Here is a 20,531-nt window from a genome sequence, read left to right as displayed (position 1 = left end):
CAGTGAAGATTCTCATGGTCAACCCCAACTCGAACACTGCAACGACGCAGCTGATCGTCGACGTTGCTCGACGTTGGCTCCACGACACGGAATTCACCGTCATCGGGATCACCGCGGGTACCGGACCGGCGATGATCACCGGCACCGAACAGCTGCGGGCTGCCGGACCGGAAGTCGTAGCGGCGGCCCTCGACGCGATCGAGCACCATGGCCCCGCCGCTGTGATCGTCGGCGCGTTCGGTGATCCCGGTGCGGCCGAACTCCGAGCCCTCGTCGACATTCCGGTCGTCGGGATCGGAGAGGCAGGAATCCTGCACGCCGCACGAGGCGGTCGCTGCTTCGCGATCGCCACCACCACAGCCGATCTCGCCGCCCAGCTCGATGCACTGACTCGTGCCACCGTGCCCGACGGCGATTTCGCGGGTGTGTTCCTCACCGCGTCATCGCCGTTGGTCCTGGCCGAGGACCTCGCGTCGAGCGTCGACGAACTGGGAACGGCGGTCGATGCTGCAGTGGCAGCCGGAGCGAGCGCCGTTGTCATCGGCGGCGGACCGTTGAGCGATTCGGCCCGGCGGCTGGCGCTGCGCACCGACGTGGATGTCATCGAGCCGGTTCCGAGTGCCGTTGCGATGGTCGTCGACAGAATCTCGAGCGCGGTGCGCAGTTAGCTCTCTACCGTCGCCCGAAGGCCCTGGACACCAGCCAGCCCTCGACCATTCCGGCGAGGAAGATGCCCGCGATCGGTGCGTACTTGCGCACCGGTTCGGGCATCAGGCTCATCGCATTCAATTCGCCGCCGGCCGGGCTCGCAGCAGCAGTCCTCACCGCTGCAGGCGTAGTTGGATCGGCCGTGGCCGAACCACTGAGCAGCGCACCGAGATTGACGGCGAACTGTTGCAGCACCTTGTTCGACACCGCGACGATCGCGCCCTTACCGAACGACACGATCTTTCCGCTGATCACCAGATCGGTGTTCAGGGTCAACCGCGTACGGTCACCGATCGCCTCGACCGCCAGTTTCACCTGGGCCTCGGCATCGCCGTTTCCGTGCGAGTCGGCTCCTTTGGCTTCGAGTGAGAGCGTCCGGGTTTCGGCATCGACCTCGAGGAACCGAATCGTGCCGGCGTACGACGCGCTGATCGGGCCGACCTTGACCTTGACTCCACCGAGGTAGGTCTCGCCGTCCTTACCGGTGATGGCAGCACCCGGTACGCAGGTCGCGACTTTCTCGACATCGTTGATCAGCCGGAACACGTCCTCGGCCGAGGCATCGATATCGAGCGTGTTGGTCAGTATCACTTGCGAACTCCGTTCACACAGCCGGCGCAGCGTCGCTGCTCGGCACACGAGTCGATTGCCTCGACGATGGTTTGATACCCGGTACAGCGGCAGTAGTTCGACGCCACCACCTCGCGGATCTGTTCCTTGGTCGCATCGGGGTTGTCGGCGAGGTAGCCCTCGGCCAACATCAGGAATCCCGGTGTACAGAAGCCGCACTGCAGACCGTGGTGGTCTGCGAAGGCCTGCTGCAGATCGTTCAATTCACCATCGATGCCGAGTGATTCGACGGTCCTGATATCGGAGTTCTCCACCTGTGCGGCGAATGTCAGACAGGCACGGGCCGGCTTGCCGTCGATCAGCACGGTGCAGGCTCCGCACACGCCGTGCTCGCAGCCGACATGCGTTCCGGTGAGCTGCAGATCGTGCCGCAGTACATCGACCAGAGTCCGGCGTGGTTCGGTGATCACCTCATGGATGGTTCCGTTGACATTCAGTTCGATCAGTTGCTTGCTGCTCATGGCCTTCCCTTCGCCAGTGCCGTCTGTACCGCCACGGGGGTGATCGGTGTGTCGTTCAGTTCGACTCCGGTGGAGCGCAATCCGTCGTTGACGGCGTTGAGCACGGCGGCCGGTGCGCCGATCGTGCCGCCCTCACCGGCTCCCTTGGCCCCGGATTCGGTGAACAGGCACGGCGTTTCGAGGTGATGGATCTCGATGTCCGGGATTTCGCAGGCAGTGGGCACCTTGTAGTCGATGAAGCTGGCGCACAGTGGATTTCCGTGATCGTCGTACGACACCTGCTCGAACAACGCACCGGCGATGCCCTGGGCGATTCCGCCCCGGCACTGTCCTTCGACGATCTTGGGATTGATGGCGACTCCGCAGTCCTCGACGCACACGTACTTCAGAATTTCCACCTGCCCGGTGCCCTCGTGCAACTCCACGACAACGCCGTGCGTGGCGTTGGAGAACGTACCGTCGTTGAACACGTCGAAGCTCGCCGTCGCCGACAAACCCGGCTCGACCCCCTTCGGAAGCAGCTGCGCCTTCAGATACGCGACGTCGGCGATGTCCCGGTAGGTGACGTACTTCGAATGGTCGTCGCGCTGACGGACGCGCCCCGAAGCAAGCTCGACGTTGTCGTCGCAAGTCTCCAGCAGGTGCGCCGCGATCTCACACAGTTTGTCTCCCAGCTTGTTCGACGCCAACGCCACTGCACTGCCGCCGATGGTGATCGAGCGGGAGGCGAACGACCCGAAGCCGTAGGTGATGCGGTCGGTGTCGCCCTGCACGATCTTGACCTGTTCGACGCCGATGCCGAGTCGGTCGGCGACGATCTGCGCCATCGTGGTCTCGTGACTCTGCCCGTGGCTCATCGTTCCGGTGGTCACGACAACGGTTCCGGAGGTGTCCATCCTGACCTCCGAGATGTCGAACCCGGGCACCACGTTCATCTTTCGAGCCGCGAATGCGCTGCTGCCGTACCCGGTTCGCTCGCTGAAGCACGAGTATCCGATGCCGATGTGTCGGCCGTCTGCGGTTGCCCGCTCCTGGAAGTCGTACCAACCGCCGTCGCGAAGGGTCTGCTCGCACAGGTTCAGCGCCTCAAGGTACGAGCCCGGGTCGTAGGTGATGTTGTTGACGCCGGTGTACGGGAAGGCGGTGATCACGTTGCGTCGCCTGATCTCCACTGCATCGAGCTGCAGTTCACGAGCCGCTCGCTCGAACAGCCGCTCCATCACCATGACGTACTGCGGCCGGGACACCCCTCGGTACGGCGCGGTCGGTGCCTTGTTGCTGAACACGGAGCGACCCCGCACCCGATATGCCGGAACCTGATACACCCCAGGCATTTCGGCCGAGGCCATGAGCGGTTCGATGCCTGCGGTGAAGGGGTAGCACGAGTACGCACCCATGTCGCACACGACATCTGCGTCGAGGCCGAGAATGTGGCCCTCGGAATCGAACGCGGCTCGCACGTCGTACTGCTGTTCGCGGGCCAGGAACGAGGCCGTCAGTGCGTCCTTGCGGTCCTCGATCCACTTGACCGGGCGACGGAGCTTCAATGCAGCTGCCGCGACGGCGATCTCCTCACGACCGACGACGCACTTCTGCCCGAACCCGCCGCCCATGTCGGGCACGACAACCCGAACCTGGCGTTCGTCGAGACCGAGGCAGAGCGCGGTGACGGTGCGAACCTGGTGCGGGACCTGCGTGCAGATGTAGATGATCAACTGTTCGTCGCGGTCGTCCCAGTAGGCAATGCATCCGCGGGTCTCGAGCGGCAGTGCGTTCTGACGCCCCGTTCTGGACTGCACGGACACCACGGTGTGCGCGTCGTCGAATATCTCGTCGATGCCGTCGGTCGCGAACATCTGCACGTCCACGACGGTGTTGTTCGGCACCGAATCGTGCACCAGGGGCACGCCCTCGGATATGGCCTGATCTGCGGAGGTGACTGCGGTGACGGTCCGGTACGACACTCGTGCCGCTTCGAGCCCATCCTCGACGCTGTACGCATCGGCGGCAACGACGATGGCCAGCGGCTCACCGACGTAACGTACGACGTCGTGCGCCAGCACGGGCATGTCGGTGGGCACGAATTCGCTGAGCGGACGCGACAATTCGGCGCGGATCGGCCGCAGGTCCAAGTCCGCCGCGGTGAAGACGCCGCGCACTCCCTCGACTCCGGCGACGTCACCGACGTCGAGAGCGGTGATCGATCCGGCCGGGACGGTGCTTCGGACGAACTGCGCGTGCAGCATTCCCGGCATCGCGATGTCGTCGACAAATCTGCCTCGGCCGGTGAGCAACCGCGGATCCTCGCGGCGTGCGACCGAGGTGCCGACGAATTTCGGCGTGAGAACCTGATCGACGCTCACGTGGGCACCCCCTGCGATACCAGTGCGTCACTGCAGGCTTCGGCGACCAACGTGCGCACCAGGGCGCGGCGGTACTCGGCGGTGACCATGCCCTCGTCCTCCAGTTCCAGTGCTTCGGCTGCGGCGTCCGCGCAGTCGGCAAACGTTCCTCCTGCCGCGAGCGCGGCCTCGCCGGCGGGAGATCGCATCGGGGTCGCGCCGACCCCGGCGAGGGCGACGCGCCCGCCCACCACGGCCACGCCGTCGAGATCGAGGGACACTGCTGCGCCGACGATCGCAAAATCTCCCTGTCGTTCGGCGTATTCGGTCACCGCAGCGTGCGGTGCCGGGTTCGGGAACACGATCTCGACGATCATCTCGTCGAATGCGAGATCGGTGGAGTAGTACCCGAAGAAGAACGAGTCTGCCTCGACGGTTCGCCGCCCCCGCACGCTCTCGACGACGATGCGGGCGTCAAGCAGGATGGCGAGCAAGCACCATTCCGCGGTGGCGTCCGCATGAGCGATGCTGCCGCCGACCGTGCCGCGCGTACGGATCGGGTAGTGCCCCACCCACCGCATGGCCTCGCAAAGGACGGCGAAGTCCGTTCCCACGTCGCCGGATTCGACGTCGTGGTGGGTGGTGAGCGCCCCGATGTGCAGGCCGTCGGATTCTCGGCGGATGTACTGCAGAGTGGTCAACCCACCCACGTCGACCAGGTGCCCGGGCCGGGCGAGGCGGAAGTTCATCATGGCGACCAGAGACTGGCCTCCGGCGATGATCTTCGCGTCCTCGCCGAGCTCGGACAGCAGCCGCACTGCACCCGAGACATCGCGCGCCCGGTGGTAGTCGAACTGTGCGGGCTTCATCAGACCCGTGCCTCGCCTGCGACTACCTCGGTGGGTTCGTCGACGAGGGTGTCGAGTTCGCGCCCCTTGGTCTCGGGTGCGAAGTACGCCATCCAGATGACCGCGAACAACACGAACGCGGTGACGATGCCGAAGGTCAACGGCAGACCCAGGATCGGCCACATCACCGAGCCGAAGAGCAGTGGCGCGAAGCCGGTGGCCACCCGACTGACCGAGGAGGCGTACCCGAATCCCGAGGCACGGATGTTGGTGGGATACAACTCCGAGACGTAGCAGTACAGCACCGGGATGGTCAGCTGGATGACGAATCCGAAGATGCCGAGCCAGATCAGTGCAGCCGATTGGATGTCGAGCATCACGGCGAACATGACCAGCGCGCTACCCGCGATCGGGCCGGACAGCCCGATGACCCACTTGCGTCCGAAGATCTCCACGATGAACGCCGAGGTGAGCACACCGACGATGCCGACTCCGGTCATGAGCGTCGTACCGGCGAAGGCTGCGAACTCTCCGTAGCCCTCGGCGCGGAGGATGGACGGCATCCAGCTCAGCGCTGCGTAGTAGAGCAGCATGATGGACACGAACAGCATCCAGGCTGCGGCGGTGATGCGCGGGCTGTAACGCCAGACCGATTTGAGCTGTGTCAGAGCAGCTTTCATGCCGCCCGGACCCTTCGGTGCGGTATCGGCGACGATGACGTACTCGACGGCCTCGGATCCGGTGCGCGTCACCATGTCGTCGATGACGGCGCGGGCCTCTGCTTCTCGGCCGACCTTGGCGAGGTAGATGGGCGACTCCGGGATACCGCGTCGGACCCAGAACAGCAGCAGCGCAGGCAGAACCATGAACAGCAGCATGTAGCGCCAGCGAACATCACCATCGATCGGGACCAGAAGTGTTGCCACGACGCCGCAGATGGTGGCACCGATCGGCCACCAGACGTCCATCGCGGACAGAATCTTGCCGCGAATGCGGCGTGGCGAGAATTCGCTGACCAACGCGTAGTCCACCGGGATGCAGCCGCCGAGGCCGAACCCTGCGAGGAACCGCAGAACGATGAAGATCTCGAAGCTCGGCGCGAAAGCACCCAGGACCGAGAACAGCGCAAAGATCAACAGCGTCAACGAGAATGCACGTTTTCGCCCCACTCGGTCGGCGATAGTTCCCCACACGACGGCTCCGACGGCCATGCCGATCAGGTTGCCGGTGGCGACGAGCCCGCGCTCGGCCTGGGACAGATCCCAGTAACTTCCGAGCAGCGGCGTCAAGAAGCCGTTCAGCGCCACGTCCCAGGCGTCGAACATGTAACCCAGCCCGCCGATGATGAAGATCTTGCCCTGCACACCCCATTTCCAGGGGAGTTCCTGTACTACCTGATCACCAGTCTTCATCGCAGCCTCCGGCGCGGTGTTGTGGTCCGAGGTCGTCATCGCAGCCTCCGGCGCGGTGTTGTGGTCCGAGGTCGTCATCGGACGAACGAGTAATGGAATTTCTCGTCGTCGCTGTCGTCGAGCGGTGTACCGCTCCACAGCCAGTCGTACGAGATGTCGGACTCCCCATCGAACGACGCCAGTGTCGCGTCCCGCTTCTGCTGCTCGGGTCCATCGGGTATGTGGTAGAAGGTCTTGTTCTGCAAGCTCGCGTCCTGCACCATCCGCGCGTGTCGGGCCCGGCGAAAGACGTAGCGCGCCAACGCGTCGTCGATTCCGCTCGCGGTCACCTTCGCGAGTTCCTCGGCCAGCACGGCGGCGTCCTCCATGGCCTGCGACGCACCTTGCGCCTGGTACGGCAGCATGGCGTGGCAGGCATCGCCCAGCAGCGCGACGCGGCCGTCGGTCCAACGCGGGTCGGGCCTGCGGTAGTAGAGCGCCTGGCACAGCACGTTCTCGTCGGCCTTGGACAGCATCGCGTGGGCACGGTCGTCCCAGTCCGGGAACGTCGCCATCAGTTCCTCGGGTCCGACGAGCCGTGGTCCACCGTCGCGGACCTCGTCGGTACACGGTGCCAGCGCAACGACATTGAGGTATTCGCCGTCACGAATCATGTAGTGCACCAGGTGTCGGTCGGGTCCGTACCAGATGGTGCTCTGGTATCGGTCGACGAGCCAGCGGGTGGCCGGATCCTTGACGATGCGATCACCCGGAATGAGTGCGCGGTATGCCATTTCGCCGGAGAACACCAGCGTATCGGGCAGACCGATGAGATCGCGCACCGTCGATCGGATTCCGTCGGCTCCGATGAGCAGATCCGATTCGTACCGACGTCCCGCTCCGGTGACCGCGACGGGCCGCATCGGGTCGGTGCGATCGACCTCGACGACCTTCGCGTCGGTCTCGAACACCACGACCGGGCCCGGGCCGTCGGGGTCGAGGCACTGCGCGTGGATGGCGGAGTGCAGGTCTGCGCGGTGGTAGTGCCAGTACGGCGCGTTGAACGTTTTCTTGCAGTACTCGCCGAGTGCGGTGAGCGCGATGACCTTGCCGTTCTCCCACCGCCTGCGCACCTGATCCATCGGCTCGGTCTTGATCGCTTCGAGCTTCTCGCGCATACCGAGGGCGATGAGAATGCGGCTGGCGTTCGGAGCGGTCTGGATGCCTGCGCCGACCTCGCCGAGCTCGGCGGCAGCTTCGAGTATCGTTACCTGGATTCCCCTGTGCCGCAGCGAGAGCGCCGCGGTCAGCCCGCCCAGGCCGCCGCCTGCGACGACCACTTCGATCGGTGCCATGTCAGTTCTCCACCAATCGACCTTCGGTGACGACGTCGATGCCGTCGATGGATACGGTGCAGGCGCGCATCCCGATGTCGAGGTGTGCGTAGGAGTCTCGGCCGAGGACGGGGTGCGGGCCGGTGGACCACAGGAAGCTGCCTGCGAACGCTCGGGCGTCCATGCCCATGATGTCGTCCTTGCCGTACATCGCGGCCGCGAACCAGTCGCCGGTCTTCATCAACCCCCAGCCCATGTGGGACAGGTAGCGCGCCCACTTGTCGTTGGAGTCGTCGAAGAACATGTTGAGCAAGGCCGCTTCTGCGCCGCCGGTGACCTCATCGATGTGGCCGTTGGTGACGGCGAGTGTCGTCCTGTCGCGGACGTACTCCTTGAACGGCAGCAAGATGTCGCCCTCGGACAACACGATCTGTCCGTTGGAGATCTCCGGCCAACACAGCACCATGGTGGACGGCCAGTGGTCCCAGCGTCCCTTGTCGTCGGCGAAGCCCACCTGGAACTCGGGCTGCGAATTGCTCAGTTGCACGGTGAGATCGGTGCCGGCCTCGTTGGTGATGCGCATGGTCGAACCGTTGCGGATCAGATCGACGCCGGCCTGCACCCGTTCCTTGTCTCCGTCCTGCGGCATGTTCCTGATGAGCACGTCCGGGGCGTCGCACACGAAGATGATGCGCGTTCCTGCGGCCAGGATCTCCTGCTGGATGGGCGCGTGGATGAAGCCCTCGCTGGTCAGATCGACCACCAGGTCGGCTCCCTTGAGCATGTCCTGTGCGACCGAACTGTTCATGACCGACACCAGACCGGGGCCCGCACCGGTGTGGGTGCTCGGCATCGGTGCCGGACTGCCGCCGGGAACGGTGGCCGAGAGTACCTGTGCGCCCAAACTCTGAGCCGCCCCGAACGCAGCCGACACGTAATCACCGCGGCTCGACGGTTCCGCCAGAATGACCACCTGCTCTCCGGGCCGAACTTTGCACAGCTCGAGCTGACGGGTGAAGGCGCGCAACAGATCAGCTGATCGCAGATCGAACATCTCGGTTCCTCTCGTGATCGTTCTCGGTCGTTCGTGTCTCGGTGATACCGCCCAGTTGGGCAAGGTCTTTCAGATAGGGGACTTCGTCGCGTGCGTCGAGCAACTCGCGGCGAGTCACTGTTGCCGACACCGATCCGACGCTCTCGTCCATCTCGACGATGGTGCGCCCCTGTGGTCCGACGATGACGCTGTGGCCCGCGAACCGTGGGCCGTCGCCGGTTTGTCCGGTGAGTCCGGCGGCCGCGACGACGACGCCGTTCTCGAGTGCGCGGGAGCGGGTGAGCAGCTTCCACACGTGCAAACGGACGTGCCCGAAGGCCGACGGTACGGCGATCACATCGGCTCCTCGCTGGACGAGGTCTCGGACCGTCTCGGGGAACCCTGCCTCGTAGCAGATCACGACGCCGATGGTGCCGAACGGAGTGCTGACCAGCAGTCCGCTCTCAGCGCCAGGAGTGAACACCGATTTCTCTCGGTCCCACAGAAAGCGCTTGTGTCCCAGAGCGATCAGGCCGCCCGGGCCCACGACGAGCGAGCTGTCGAAGACGGTTCCGTCGGCATCACGAAACGCGATGGCCGTCACCAGAACCGTGTCGGTCTCGGCGGCCAGCGCTCCGAGTGCGGTCGACGTTCGACCGGGTACGGACTCTGCCATGGTTTCGATGCCGTCGAGATCGTAACCACTGGCGAACAATTCGGGCAGAACGATCACCTTCGACCCGCTCGCGGCGAGAGCCTGCACCTCTGCGCGCACCGCGTCGATGTTCTGCTGCCAGGCTCCGATTCGCGAACCGGTCTGCACCACAGCGATATCGAACGTATCGACAACCGACTCGGTGTCGACGCCGCGCAGCCGTGCCGAGGCGGTCACTGCGCCACCCGGTTCATGTCGGTGGTATAGAACGGGCCCGCCAGCCTGCCGAGAAAACGGTGTTCGAGAGTATCGACGTGCAGGTCGGCAGTGAGCAGGCCAGGCCTACTGGTCACCGCCGTCACGGTCCCCAACACCAGAGTGTCCGTGCCGAGTGCAATTTCCTGCATCGTGCGGCATTCGAGAGAGACCAGGGATTCGAGCACCGACGGGGCCTCGACCGACACCGACGGCACCGCGGTCATGTGCGAGAGCTCGAATTCGTCGACCTCCGCATCGACGGTGGCGAAACTCGCGGTCACCGCATCCACGGTGTCTGCGGACGGAATGTTGACGACGAATTCGCCCGTGTCGCGAATGTTGACCAGTGTGTCCTTGAACTCACCGGGGAACCCGATGCGTTCACCGATGGAGATCATCAGCGTTGCCGGATTGCGCGACGCGACGTTGAAGAAGCTGAACGGTGCCAGGTTGCGGACGCCGTCGCCGGAAACGGTCGAGATCCATGCGATCGGACGAGGCTGCACCGCGCAGGACAGCAGTTTGTACACATCCCCCGACGACATCGATTCGATGTCGTGGCGGGTGCGATCCGTGAGCTCCAGAGAGTCGCCTACCTGGGAAGTCATCGAAACGAGCCTTCTTTCGCTTGCTGTGCAACCGGTCGTGCAACCGATTGCGTTGCTCCGACGATAGAGGGGTTTCTCGGTCGATGTCGAGCTTTGGGCGACAAATCCGGAACCAATTAATGGCACCGTTACACGGGCACGGGTCGCGTAACCTCCGCCTTACTCCCCGCGCAGACCGGCCCGCGCGGAATCGGTTGCGCTGCCGAGCCGACGCGGGGGTCCGTACCCCTCCGGGGTCCCGTCGACGATGCGAACCTCGTCCTCCCACGGCACTCGGTAGGTTCCGTCGGCGAGGTCGCGAACGTAGGTGTACGGGCAATCGCGCGCCCCTCCATCGAGTGCGGTGTACCCACGATGACCCAGTTGATAGATGTTGTTCTCCACTCCCCACTCGCGACGTGCCGCATCCGCCCTGGCCGGCTCGATCGACACGGTCACCACCCGATCGGGTGTCGAATCGCCGCGCTCGACGATCGTTCCTTCGTAGTCGCACACCATCGCCTCGCCCATCGACGGGATGCCGTTGCCGTCCTCCCCCGCCAGACACACCGACGCGGTGTACGCCAGGTTGTGAAAAGCATTGGCCTCGTTGGTGATACGCCAGGACTGCCGCAGCGGAAACTTGTACCCGGCCGTGCGCAGCAGCACGTTGGCACCGCGGTAGCTCGCCTCCCGCGCCATCTCGGGAAACATTCCGTCGTGGCAGATCAACAGCGACAGCACCGACCCCTTGGGACCTGGGCAGACCGGTAGGCCGATGTCACCGGGCTCCCACGGCTCCTTGGGCGTCCAGGGATGCAGTTTGCGGACGTACAGCGCGATGTCACCTCGGTCGTCGACGATGATTCCGGAGTTGAACGGCGCTCCGCCGGGGTTACGTTCCATGATGCTGAAACACCCCCACACTGCCGACTCACGGCACGCGTCGCGCAATCGCTCCACCTGCGGACCGTCCATGTCACACATCACCTCGTCGGACGCCCACGACGACTTGCGCAGACCGTGCAGCGAGTACTCGGGGAACACCACGAGGTCGAGCGCCGAGAAGCCGGCCTTCGCCTCGTGTAACTGCCTGCACACACGATCGGTCGTCGCGTTCACATCGTCCATGCTCGTGATCAGCGGAATCTGCTGCTGAACCAGGCCGAGCGTGAGCGACGTCGGCGACGGATTGAGACCACCCAAACCTGTCATCGAATGTCCGTTCCTCGAGGGCAACTTGTTGCGCAAACGATTGCGCACGGTGCTAGCTTAGGGGTCATCAGGGGTCGGGGCAGCGCCGACGGAGGATCGAGGGGAACCGCCAGTGGACAGCACTACGTCGGGAAGCGTCACGCTAAAAACGGTCGCAGCTGCTGCGGGAGTTCATGTCTCGACCGTTTCGCGAGCTCTGCGACGCGTTGCGCTCGACCCGGCCGGTGCCAGCGCAGGAGACCTGCGATTGTTCGAGCTGGCCCGCGAGATGGACTACGTCCCCAACCCCAACGCGGCGAGCTTGACCACCAAGAAGTCCACCGCGTTCGGTGTACTCGTCCCGCGATTGACCGACGTGGTGCTCTCGGCGATGTACGACGCCATCGAGGAAACAGCGAACCGTGCCGGGTACGAGACCTTCGTCGCCAACACCCACGACGATCCGATTCAGCAGCGTCGACGCATCGATCTGCTGCTCGGCCGCAACGTCGACGGCCTCATCTTCGGGGACGCTCGCCTCGACAGCGAGAACCTCGAGGACCTGCACCGCCGAGGAATCAAGTTCGTGCTCATCAGCCGTAGATACCCGGGGATGACCTCGGTGACGTGCGACGACCATCGGGGCGGTTACCTCGCCGGTGAGCACTTGGCCAGACTCGGCCACACCCGAGTGGGGATCGTGTCCGGCCCGGCGTGGGCCAGCACCGGAATCGACCGATTGGAGGGCTGCCGAGCTGCCCTCCGCGATGCAGGCATCGACGTTCCGGACGAGTACGTACGGGAAGAGGGCTTCGATCCCGAGGCCGGACGACGCGGGGCCACAGCACTTCTGGCATTGCCGACACCGCCGACGGCGATCTTCGCGACCAACGATTTCAGTGCCATCGGAGTTCTCGGCGTCCTGCGCGAAGCGGAATTGCAGCCGGGACGCGACGTTGCGGTCGTCGGCTACAACGACATCTCGATCTGCAGCGAGCTGACGGTGCCCTTGACGACAGTGCACAGCCCGCACCGCGAAATCGGCACACGCGCAGCCGAAATGCTGTTGGCCGTCACCCACGGACTGCCGGTGTCCTCGGTGGCACTCACGCCGACGCTGGTCGTCCGCGACTCCACGGTTCCGGGACGAACTGCACCCAGCCACTTCTCGCCGGTCGGCGGGTAGCCGCAGTCATCTCTGGGTGCTGCCTGGAACATCCCGACGTGACGGAGATCGTAGAGGGCCTTCACCAGCAGGTTCACCTTGACGACCCTCCGTTGCGTGCACTTCTATGTTTGGCAGACCCTCGGTGCAGGGAAGGCGTCGAGAAGGCGCAGCCGAGGCATATCGGTGCGTCACCGAATTTTGAGGAGACAGTGAAATGCCCACCACAGTGGCCGATCAGCTCGTTCGAGGACTCGTCGACGCCGGCGTACAACGCATCTACGGCATCGTCGGCGACAGTCTCAATCCTGTGGTCGACGCAGTGCGTCGCACCGGCGGATCGGCCAAGGGCGGTATCGACTGGATTCACGTACGACACGAGGAGGCCGCGGCGTTCGCGGCGTCTGCCGACGCGCAGACCACCGGCACACTCGCCGTCTGTGCGGGTTCGTGCGGACCCGGAAATCTGCATCTGATCAACGGTCTGTACGACGCACACCGTTCCGGCGCACCGGTTCTGGCGATCGCGTCGCACATTCCCAGCAGCGAGATCGGCTCGGGGTACTTCCAGGAGACGCACCCCGATCGCCTCTTCGGTGAATGCTCGCTCTACAACGAATTCGTCTCCACCGCCGCGCAGGCACCCCGGGTGTTCCGAGCGGCGATCAATGCCGCCATCACCGGTGGTGGGGTGTCGGTGCTGACGCTCCCCGGCGACATCGCCGAATTGTCGGCCGCCGGATCGATGGACCCGATAGCCATTCCCTCCACACCGGTCGTCACCCCGCCTGCGGCGGACATCCAGAAACTGGCCGACGCCATCAACAATGCCGAGAAGGTCGCCATCTTCGCCGGCTACGGAGTCAAGGGTGCCCACGACGAGGTGGTCGCGTTCGCCGACACCATCGGCGCCCCCGTCGGACATTCGTTGCGCGGCAAGGAATTCATCCAGTACGACAACCCGTACGACGTCGGCATGACAGGGTTGCTGGGCTACGGCGCGGCCCATGCAGGAATTCACGACGCGGATCTGCTCATCCTGCTCGGCACCGACTTTCCGTATCAGCAGTTCCTGCCCGAGGACGTCACGACCGCGCAGATCGACATCGATCCCACGAAGCTGGGGCGTCGAACCTCGGTGCAGTACCCGATCCACGGTGATGTTCGGGCAACACTGAATGCGTTGCAGCCATTGATCACTCGCAAGACCGACCGCCGCTACGTGGAGAAGTGGGTGGACAAGCACAACGACCTGATGGGGAAGACCGTCGGCGCGTACACCCGCAACGCCGAGAAGCTCGTTCCGATCCACCCCGAGTACGCTGCCTCGGTGCTCGACGACCTCGCCGCCGACGACGCCGTGTTCACCACCGACACCGGCATGTGCAACGTGTGGACCGCGCGCTACATCAACCCCACCGGCAGAAGGGCATTCGTCGCGTCGATGCTGCACGGTTCCATGGCCAATGCCCTGCCGCACGCCATCGGAGCGCAGTTCGCCAATCCGGGCCGCCAGGTCGTGTCGATCTCCGGCGACGGCGGGTTCTCGATGCTGCTCTCCGAACTCTTGACCGTCGCGATGTACAAGCTGCCCGTCAAGATCGTGTTGTTCGACAATTCCACGCTCGGCATGGTCAAGGCCGAGATGCTCGTCGACGGTCTGCCCGACTTCGGCGTCGACGTGCCCCAGGTCGATTACACCGGCATCGCCGCCGCCGCGGGTATCCACGCACAACGCGTCGAGCAGCCCGAGGACATCCGCGGCGCACTCGAGACCGCGTTCGCGGTCGACGGACCGGCGCTGGTGCAACTGATCACCGATCCGCTGGCACTGTCCGTCCCGCCGACCATCACCGGCGAGCAGATCAAGGGATTCGCGCTCGCGATGAGCAAGGTTGTGCTCAACGGCGGCGTCGGCGAGGCAATGCGAATGGCCAAGTCGAACCTGCGTAACGTGCCTCGACCGTAGACGAATTGTCGTACGCAGCGATGCGATCATCGAGATGATCGGACAGGCGGTTATTGTCGACACACCGCCCAAACCGGACACTCGATCCGGTAACCGACCGTTCCGGAAGGCACAACCATGGCCATCGACTACACCCGCAAGCCCTCGTCCGGGCAATCCTCGGCGTCGCAGGCCGGTGCTCCGGTCAGTCTGAGCAAAGTGACGCTGTCCAAGGCGTCGCCGACGATCAGCCTCACCAAGTCCGGCGAAAAGCAGGGTTCGATGCGGGTCAACCTGAACTGGTCGACCGGCGCACCTGCGGCACAGCCGAAGAAGAAGGGCTTCCTGGCCAAGTTGGGCGCGGCGTCGTACGGCTCCGGCGGTGTCGATCTCGACCTCGGCTGCCTCTACGAACTGCGTGACGGTTCCAAGGGCGTCGTCCAGGCACTCGGGAACAGCTTCGGTTCACTGCAGGATGCCCCGTTCATCGCGCTCGACGGCGACGATCGCTCCGGTTCGGTCAGCGGCGGCGAGAACATGCACATCAACCTCGCCCATCCCGAGAAGTTCGCTCGAATCCTGATCTTCGCGATGATCTACGACGGCGCGCCGAACTGGGCAGCAGTGGACGGGGTGGTGACGCTGTACCCCACCAGCGGACCACAGGTCGAGGTACGCCTCGACTCGGCCGAGAACTCCGCGCGAATCTGCTCGATCGCATTGTTGGAGAACACTTCTGCCGGTATCACGGTCACCCGCGAAGTCGAGTACATCCAGGGCAGCCAAGCCGACCTCGACAAGAAGTACGGTTGGGGACTGCGCTGGGCGGCGGGCCGCAAGTAGTCAGAGAGGTTGCGGCGGAGTCATTTCCAGCCGGACGCCGATCAGTCGAACCTCTCTCGTATGGTCGAGGCGGTCGACGAGCGCCACCGCGGCCGAGGTCAGGATCGCCGGATCGAAGGTGGGCGCTCCGATGATCGGTGCACTGACGGTATGGGTCTCGAACGGCGCGTAGCGGATCTTCAATGCCGCTCGCACGGCCGGCCGGTTCTCGGCTTCGATGTCTGCCAGCACCTTCGACGTCAACGCGGCGACCTCGTCTCGGACGATCGCCCAATCGGCGACGTTGGTCTGGAACGTGACCTCACGGCTGTGCGACCGTGCGACCCACGGCTCGGACGTCACCGGTGCGAGGTCGATACCTCGCCCTTTGGTACCGAGCCACGGACCGATCTTCGGTCCGAACGCTGCGGCGAGGTCCGCGTCCTCGGCATCGGCCAGTTCTCGGACTGTCGAGATGCCGAGGGCGGTCAGCCTCTTCGAGATCTTCTTGCCGATCCCCCACAGCGCATCGGTACCGCGATCGCCCATCACCTCGAACCAGTTGTCCTGCGTAAGCCGGTAGATGCCCTGAGGCTTGTCGAAATCGGTGGCGATCTTGGCTCGTAACTTGTTGTCCCCGATGCCGACCGAGCAATGCAGCCCCGCCGCGTCGAACACCGCGTCGTGGACGGTCTTTGCCACGCCCTCGGGGTCGTCGGTCTCCACACCGAGAAACGCCTCGTCCCATCCGATCACCTCGACCACGAATCCCAACGACCGCAGAGTGTCCATCACCAGTGCCGAGGCCTCGTCGTACGCCGGCTTGTCCACGGGGAGGAAGACTGCGTCCGGGATCTTCTTCGCGGCGACGCGTAGTGGCATTCCGGATCCGACGCCCTTCGCACGCGCCTCGTACGAGGCCGTCGACACCACCCCACGCTCGGTCGGATCTCCTCTACCGCCGACCACGACGGCTTTGCCCGCCAGGTCCGGGTTGCGGAGCACTTCGACGGCAGCGATGAACTGATCGAGGTCGACGTGCAGTACCCATCGGTGCCGTGCTGGGTCGGTCGGTGTACTCCCGGTCATAGTGCTCAGTGTGCCCGTGGTGTCTCATGACGCCATGACGAAATCGATTTCTCGCACCATCGGACGAGTAGTACTGGGAGCGTTCCTCGTCTTCGCCGGACTCAGTCATCTCTTCTGGGCGAGGAGCACCTTCGCCGCCCAGGTGCCGACCTGGGTTCCGATCAGTACCGACTTCGTCGTCCTGGCGTCGGGTGTCGTCGAGATCGCGCTCGGGATGGCGTTGCTGTTCTGGACCGCCCGCGCACCGGTCATCGGTTGGGTGGTCGCGGCGTTCTTCGTCGCGGTCTTTCCCGGCAACATTTCGCAGTTCGTCACGCACACCGACGCGTTCGGCCTCGACTCAGATACGGCCCGAGGGATCCGGTTGCTGTTCCAGCCACTGCTGATCGTATGGGCGTTGTGGTGCACCGGAGCATGGGCGCAGTTTCGCGCATCACGTCAGGGCCACAGTAGGAATCAGTAGGCAGACTGCCGACCGGCCGAAACGATGCCGTGGTGCAACTGTGCCACGTCGGGATGTGCTCGCGTACGGGACTTCCACGCGTTTTCGCCGTAGGTGCTGTAGATGGGGTTGGCAGGATCGTTCTCGACTCCTCGTGACTGCCGCGCCAATTCGGGCGGCAGTTCGATCACCGGTACGACGGCATCGAGGGCCGGGCTCAGAAAGTGTGGCACCGATATCCGGTCGGTGTCGGGTCCCGGCGCGACCACCCGATGACGCGTCGCACGTAGGTAGCCGCCGGTCGCAACCTCCAACAGCTCGCCGATGTTGACGATGAATGCGCCGTCCAGCGGCGGTACGTCGATCCACGTATCGGCGGTCGTCTCCACTTGCAGACCGGCCGAGTCCGGTTCGACGAGCAGCAACGTCAGCACCCCGGAGTCCTTGTGCGCTCCGACGCCCTGCGAGTGATCAGCAGTGCCCGGGTAACGCACGACTTTCATCAGCGTCGCGGGCGCAGTGGCAAAAGCGTCGTCGAACACGTTCTCGGGCGCACCCAATGACTGCGCCCAGTGCCGGAGCAACCGGAGCCCGAGACCCGACACGGACTGCTCCCACTGCTCGAACGTCTCTCTGAACCCGGCCGGCTGCGACGGCCACAGGTTGGGGCCCTGGAGGTTCCAGTAACCTTCGGCTCCCTCGATCGCCGGGCGTTCGGGACCTATGTCGATCTGCTCTCGCCAATCCACCCGGCCGTTGGTCAGCTCGCCGCCCACCCGGGAGTAGCCGCGGAAATGCGGGCTCTTCAGCTGACTGATTCCCTCCTTCACATCGTCCGGCACGGCGAAGAACTCTCGCGCGAGGCGCAGTACCTCGTGCATTCGTTCGATCTCGATCCCGTGTCCGACGAGATAGAAGAAGCCGGACCCGTGAGCTGCTTCGCGCAGCGACAACTGGAACGCGCGGGGGTCGTGGTCGGCCAGACCTAGATCGAGAACGGGAAGCATGTTCGTGATTGTCCTCCTCCCTCGACGCGTCGGCCAGCAGTGTTCAGGTTCGGTAAAACCGCCCGACCCGGATGCAACACTGAGTGTCATGAGCCCCGAAGCACTCGACATCACCGTCGTCGGTCACGGCGCAGCCACCTACCCACCCGAACAGTGCACACTCGCGCTGACCGTCCGCACCGACGGTCGCACTGCAGAGTCCGCATCCGAGCCTGCTCAGCAACTCGTCCGGGAGCTCACCAGACTGGTCGAGCCGCTCTACAACAGTGACGGGGGACCCATCGATCGATGGTCGGTGGACCAGGTGCGCCACTCGCGCCACCGCCCGTTCAACCACGACGGAGAGCAACTGCCGTACGTCTATCAAGCCGAGGCGTCAGTGGAAGTGCAGTTCAGCCAGCTCGATCTGGTGGACGCGTTCGTCTACGCAGCCTCAGCACTCGAGGGAGTGTCGATCGACCATTTCGATTGGGACCTCACCGAATCCAGCAGAACCGCTCACACCTTGTCCGTCAGGGAACTCGCTGTGCGCGACGCCGTCTCGAAGGCCGAGGCCTACGCGTCGAGCCTGGGACGATCGGGCGTGCACGCTGTCGCGGTGGCCGATCCCGGTCTGCTGCCAGGGTTCGCGGAGAGCGGTGGACCGGAATCCTCGGCACGTATGTTCGCCGCGAAATCAGCGCCTGCCGGATTTGCACTCAAGCCGGAGAAAATCACCATCTCGGCGAGCGTGCACGCCCGATTCACTGCCACCTGACGCCTCGCGCCTACGCTCGGATCATGAACCGAGACGATGCCCGACGCCTCTGGCCGCGGCCACCGCTACTGCCTCGTCCGATCGTGATGGATCAGCGATGGGAACGGCTGGTCTTTCTACACTGGCGGGTTCCGAGTTCCGACGTCGCCCCGCTGTTGCCCCGAGGGTGCGTACCCGACGAATACGACGGCTCGTCGTGGGTTGGGCTGATCGGCTTCCACATGGTCGGTGCTGGCCTCGGTTACCGTCACCCCGTGCCGTACTTCGGCACCTTCGGTGAGATCAACGTTCGGCTGTACTCGGTCGACGCGGAGGGGCGACGCGGCGTCGTGTTCCGATCCCTGGAAGCAACCAGACTCGCAGTCGTGCTGGGCACCAACGCTGCTCGCATTCCGTACCGCTGGTCATCGATCGATATCGCCGACGACAGCACCACGATCGGCTACCGCAGCAAACGGCTCGCTCCCCCGCACCGCGGCGCAACCACCGACTTCGGCGTCGTCAGAGGATCACGCGACCTGTCCGAGGATCCGCTCGCTGTGTTCCTCACCGCGCGTTGGGGATTGCACACCTCACTGGCCGGTCGCCTGCTGTACGTCCCGAACGTGCACCGGCACTGGCCCTTGGTCGACGCAGAACTCACCCACTGCTCGGACGAGCTCGTGGCAGCGGCAGGCCTACCCGGTGTCAGTACCCGGCGACCGGACTCGGTCCTGTACTCACCCGGTGTCGAGACCCAGTTCGGTAGACCCTACGTAGTGCGCGGTCGGTAGAAGATCACGTGCCCCGAGGACAGTTCGACGACCCAATCTTCTTGTGTAGCAGCGACGCTGTCGGCGAGAGAACTCGACGTCACACTTTCCCGCAACACGAGGTACCCGGCGTCGAGGGAGAGGTCGAACAACAGCTTGGTGCCATCCGAGAATTCGACGGCAGGGTCGTCGCCGGTCGAGAGCCGAACCACGGTGGCACCGATGGAAGGAAGCCCCTCGACGGCCGGGGCCACCGATTTTGGATGCTCGGGTGCGGGCCACGACTCGACGGCCCCGCCCGGTCCACACACCACTGTCGAGCCGTCCGCAGCCGTGTACTCCCAGGATTCGACCTCGTCTCGCGGACTGGCCACCACTGTCTGCCGGCCCTCGAACGTAAGACGGAGAACACCGGATTCGTCGTAGTCTGCGTCGTCGCATATGAGACCGTGCAGTGTCGCGAGCGCTCGTAGACCCTCGAACTGATTGTCCTCGTCGACAGTGAGTCCGTCGATCATCACCTCGCTGAAGGCCATGCTGGCACCGTTGTCGAATTCGATACTCAGATCGAAATCGAGCAGGATTCTGCTGACACGCTTCTGAACGACGGCGAGTTTCATCGACATCGACTGTGCCACACAATCCTGTGGGAGCCCACAAAGACAGGCCGGGGCGCGATACGGGGTACTGGGTTCAGCCCTCGGCGGATGGCAAATGCGCGCGCCTTCGTCAGGTGCGCGGGAAATGGTCAGTGATCGGCCTGAGATTCTGCGCGCGGATGGCGACTGCGCGCGCGTTTGCCCCCCTGTGGGTGTGAGCTCATCGGGTCGGGTGGAGGCTGATGCCGGCTGCGGTGGTGGTCGCCGTTCCGCGAATGCGCGCGCGTTCGCCGAGTGCGTGGGAAATGGTAGGTGTCCGGGGTGCGATCGTGTGCGAGACGGCGCGGTGTCTGGTGGTTTCGAAATGCAGAACACCCCCGGACCGGGTGGTCTGGGGGTGTTCTGGGAAGTTGTGTTCGGCGGTGTCCTACTCTCCCACACCCTGTCGAGTGCAGTACCATCGGCGCTGGAGGGCTTAGCTTCCGGGTTCGGAATGGGACCGGGCGTTT

At 64.5% G+C, this 20,531-nt stretch carries 20 protein-coding genes and 1 rRNA gene; 7 read left to right on the top strand and 14 right to left on the bottom strand.

The genetic code is table 11. From position 1 onward, the window contains the following. Positions 1 to 2: 2 nt before the first annotated feature. Positions 3 to 668, top strand: a complete 666-nt coding sequence (locus CH276_RS12720) for an aspartate/glutamate racemase family protein (RefSeq protein WP_254923923.1) — start codon at positions 3 to 5, stop codon at positions 666 to 668. A 4-nt stretch (positions 669 to 672) separates the two neighbouring features. Here CH276_RS12720 and CH276_RS12715 read toward each other — a convergent pair whose 3' ends face one another. From CH276_RS12715 to CH276_RS12670, 10 genes are all read right to left on the bottom strand, one after another. After that, on the bottom strand, positions 673 to 1,299 hold the full coding sequence (locus CH276_RS12715) for an SRPBCC family protein (RefSeq protein ID WP_094629334.1): 627 nt from the start codon (positions 1,297 to 1,299) through the stop codon (positions 673 to 675). Further along, entirely contained in the window at positions 1,296 to 1,799 is a 504-nt protein-coding gene (locus CH276_RS12710; protein WP_094629335.1) for a (2Fe-2S)-binding protein, read from the bottom strand. The genes CH276_RS12715 and CH276_RS12710 overlap by 4 nt, the downstream gene beginning before the upstream one ends. Continuing rightward, positions 1,796 to 4,162, bottom strand: a complete 2,367-nt coding sequence (locus CH276_RS12705; RefSeq protein WP_254923925.1) for a xanthine dehydrogenase family protein molybdopterin-binding subunit — start codon at positions 4,160 to 4,162, stop codon at positions 1,796 to 1,798. Before CH276_RS12705 ends, CH276_RS12710 begins: the two co-directional genes overlap by 4 nt. Then, positions 4,159 to 5,010, bottom strand: coding sequence for an FAD binding domain-containing protein (locus CH276_RS12700; RefSeq protein WP_094629336.1), 852 nt, complete (start codon positions 5,008 to 5,010; stop codon positions 4,159 to 4,161). Before CH276_RS12700 ends, CH276_RS12705 begins: the two co-directional genes overlap by 4 nt. After that, positions 5,010 to 6,479: an MFS transporter gene (locus CH276_RS12695; RefSeq protein ID WP_254923926.1), complete on the bottom strand. Its 1,470-nt coding sequence runs from the start codon at positions 6,477 to 6,479 to the stop codon at positions 5,010 to 5,012. The genes CH276_RS12700 and CH276_RS12695 overlap by 1 nt, the downstream gene beginning before the upstream one ends. Further along, positions 6,476 to 7,735, bottom strand: a complete 1,260-nt coding sequence (locus CH276_RS12690) for an FAD-dependent monooxygenase (protein ID WP_094629337.1) — start codon at positions 7,733 to 7,735, stop codon at positions 6,476 to 6,478. Before CH276_RS12690 ends, CH276_RS12695 begins: the two co-directional genes overlap by 4 nt. Position 7,736: 1 nt before the next feature. Beyond that, positions 7,737 to 8,768 carry a hypothetical protein gene (locus tag CH276_RS12685; RefSeq protein ID WP_037190708.1) on the bottom strand — a complete coding sequence of 344 codons (1,032 nt, stop codon included), beginning with the start codon at positions 8,766 to 8,768 and terminating at the stop codon, positions 7,737 to 7,739. Next, positions 8,746 to 9,639 (bottom strand): carbon-nitrogen hydrolase family protein, encoded by an 894-nt coding sequence (locus CH276_RS12680; RefSeq protein WP_094629338.1) that lies wholly within the window; start codon positions 9,637 to 9,639, stop codon positions 8,746 to 8,748. The genes CH276_RS12685 and CH276_RS12680 overlap by 23 nt, the downstream gene beginning before the upstream one ends. Next, a complete protein-coding gene (locus CH276_RS12675; RefSeq protein ID WP_094629339.1) occupies positions 9,636 to 10,268 on the bottom strand; it encodes a flavin reductase family protein in 633 nt (210 codons plus the stop codon). The genes CH276_RS12680 and CH276_RS12675 overlap by 4 nt, the downstream gene beginning before the upstream one ends. Before the next feature lie 159 nt (positions 10,269 to 10,427). Continuing rightward, entirely contained in the window at positions 10,428 to 11,462 is a 1,035-nt protein-coding gene (locus tag CH276_RS12670) for a formamidase (RefSeq protein ID WP_094629340.1), read from the bottom strand. Positions 11,463 to 11,574: 112 nt separating this feature from the next. Between CH276_RS12670 and CH276_RS12665 the strand changes: the two genes are divergently transcribed. The 3 genes from CH276_RS12665 (at position 11,575) to CH276_RS12655 (ending at position 15,397) form a co-directional block, all read left to right on the top strand. Next, the gene (locus tag CH276_RS12665) at positions 11,575 to 12,627 is read left to right on the top strand and encodes a LacI family DNA-binding transcriptional regulator (RefSeq protein WP_037190705.1); all 1,053 of its coding nucleotides are present in this window, start codon (positions 11,575 to 11,577) and stop codon (positions 12,625 to 12,627) included. Between the two features lie 196 nt (positions 12,628 to 12,823). Beyond that, on the top strand, positions 12,824 to 14,575 hold the full coding sequence (locus CH276_RS12660) for a pyruvate dehydrogenase (protein ID WP_094629341.1): 1,752 nt from the start codon (positions 12,824 to 12,826) through the stop codon (positions 14,573 to 14,575). A 117-nt stretch (positions 14,576 to 14,692) separates the two neighbouring features. Continuing rightward, positions 14,693 to 15,397, top strand: coding sequence for a TerD family protein (locus CH276_RS12655; protein WP_094629342.1), 705 nt, complete (start codon positions 14,693 to 14,695; stop codon positions 15,395 to 15,397). Here the strand turns inward: CH276_RS12655 and CH276_RS12650 are convergent, their stop codons facing one another. After that, positions 15,398 to 16,465, bottom strand: a complete 1,068-nt coding sequence (locus CH276_RS12650; protein ID WP_094629343.1) for a DNA polymerase IV — start codon at positions 16,463 to 16,465, stop codon at positions 15,398 to 15,400. It abuts the gene before it with no gap. Positions 16,466 to 16,499: 34 nt separating this feature from the next. Between CH276_RS12650 and CH276_RS12645 the strand changes: the two genes are divergently transcribed. Beyond that, positions 16,500 to 16,928 carry a DoxX family protein gene (locus CH276_RS12645; protein WP_094629351.1) on the top strand — a complete coding sequence of 143 codons (429 nt, stop codon included), beginning with the start codon at positions 16,500 to 16,502 and terminating at the stop codon, positions 16,926 to 16,928. Here the strand turns inward: CH276_RS12645 and CH276_RS12640 are convergent. Further along, positions 16,922 to 17,914, bottom strand: a complete 993-nt coding sequence (locus tag CH276_RS12640) for an isopenicillin N synthase family dioxygenase (protein WP_094629344.1) — start codon at positions 17,912 to 17,914, stop codon at positions 16,922 to 16,924. The genes CH276_RS12645 and CH276_RS12640 overlap by 7 nt on opposite strands. A gap of 88 nt (positions 17,915 to 18,002) precedes the next feature. On the opposite strand from CH276_RS12640, the gene CH276_RS12635 reads away from it, so the two are divergent. Together CH276_RS12635 and CH276_RS12630 are read left to right on the top strand one after the other, a co-directional pair. After that, complete coding sequence (locus tag CH276_RS12635) at positions 18,003 to 18,671, top strand: SIMPL domain-containing protein (RefSeq protein WP_094629345.1); 669 nt, start codon at positions 18,003 to 18,005, stop codon at positions 18,669 to 18,671. A gap of 23 nt (positions 18,672 to 18,694) precedes the next feature. Continuing rightward, the gene (locus tag CH276_RS12630) at positions 18,695 to 19,444 is read left to right on the top strand and encodes a YqjF family protein (protein ID WP_254923928.1); all 750 of its coding nucleotides are present in this window, start codon (positions 18,695 to 18,697) and stop codon (positions 19,442 to 19,444) included. On the opposite strand, the gene CH276_RS12625 is transcribed toward CH276_RS12630, so the two are convergent. Then, entirely contained in the window at positions 19,423 to 20,043 is a 621-nt protein-coding gene (locus CH276_RS12625) for a DUF6188 family protein (RefSeq protein WP_176459233.1), read from the bottom strand. The genes CH276_RS12630 and CH276_RS12625 overlap by 22 nt on opposite strands. Before the next feature lie 393 nt (positions 20,044 to 20,436). Further along, positions 20,437 to 20,531 (bottom strand): 5S ribosomal RNA (gene rrf, locus CH276_RS12620); the annotation flags it as partial.

It is taken from the genome of Rhodococcus sp. 06-470-2, assembly GCF_002258235.1.
Taxonomy (GTDB): Bacteria; Actinomycetota; Actinomycetes; order Mycobacteriales; family Mycobacteriaceae; genus Rhodococcoides.
The sequence above is the reverse complement of the archived record's forward strand: the minus strand, read 5'-3'. Positions and strand labels throughout refer to the sequence as shown.

What these genes read in the sequence shown, in the direction of transcription:
- CH276_RS12650 (WP_094629343.1), bottom strand. Translation starts at nt 16,465, where the DNA reads ATGACCGGGAGTACACCGACCGACCCAGCACGGCACCGATGGGTACTG.
- CH276_RS12660 (WP_094629341.1), top strand. Translation starts at nt 12,824, where the DNA reads ATGCCCACCACAGTGGCCGATCAGCTCGTTCGAGGACTCGTCGACGCC.
- CH276_RS12655 (WP_094629342.1), top strand. Translation starts at nt 14,693, where the DNA reads ATGGCCATCGACTACACCCGCAAGCCCTCGTCCGGGCAATCCTCGGCG.
- CH276_RS12710 (WP_094629335.1), bottom strand. Translation starts at nt 1,799, where the DNA reads ATGAGCAGCAAGCAACTGATCGAACTGAATGTCAACGGAACCATCCAT.
- CH276_RS12630 (WP_254923928.1), top strand. Translation starts at nt 18,695, where the DNA reads ATGAACCGAGACGATGCCCGACGCCTCTGGCCGCGGCCACCGCTACTG.
- CH276_RS12635 (WP_094629345.1), top strand. Translation starts at nt 18,003, where the DNA reads ATGAGCCCCGAAGCACTCGACATCACCGTCGTCGGTCACGGCGCAGCC.
- CH276_RS12695 (WP_254923926.1), bottom strand. Translation starts at nt 6,479, where the DNA reads ATGACGACCTCGGACCACAACACCGCGCCGGAGGCTGCGATGACGACC.
- CH276_RS12640 (WP_094629344.1), bottom strand. Translation starts at nt 17,914, where the DNA reads ATGCTTCCCGTTCTCGATCTAGGTCTGGCCGACCACGACCCCCGCGCG.
- CH276_RS12675 (WP_094629339.1), bottom strand. Translation starts at nt 10,268, where the DNA reads ATGACTTCCCAGGTAGGCGACTCTCTGGAGCTCACGGATCGCACCCGC.
- CH276_RS12645 (WP_094629351.1), top strand. Translation starts at nt 16,500, where the DNA reads ATGACGAAATCGATTTCTCGCACCATCGGACGAGTAGTACTGGGAGCG.
- CH276_RS12670 (WP_094629340.1), bottom strand. Translation starts at nt 11,462, where the DNA reads ATGACAGGTTTGGGTGGTCTCAATCCGTCGCCGACGTCGCTCACGCTC.
- CH276_RS12690 (WP_094629337.1), bottom strand. Translation starts at nt 7,735, where the DNA reads ATGGCACCGATCGAAGTGGTCGTCGCAGGCGGCGGCCTGGGCGGGCTG.
- CH276_RS12700 (WP_094629336.1), bottom strand. Translation starts at nt 5,010, where the DNA reads ATGAAGCCCGCACAGTTCGACTACCACCGGGCGCGCGATGTCTCGGGT.
- CH276_RS12625 (WP_176459233.1), bottom strand. Translation starts at nt 20,043, where the DNA reads ATGAAACTCGCCGTCGTTCAGAAGCGTGTCAGCAGAATCCTGCTCGAT.
- CH276_RS12685 (WP_037190708.1), bottom strand. Translation starts at nt 8,768, where the DNA reads ATGTTCGATCTGCGATCAGCTGATCTGTTGCGCGCCTTCACCCGTCAG.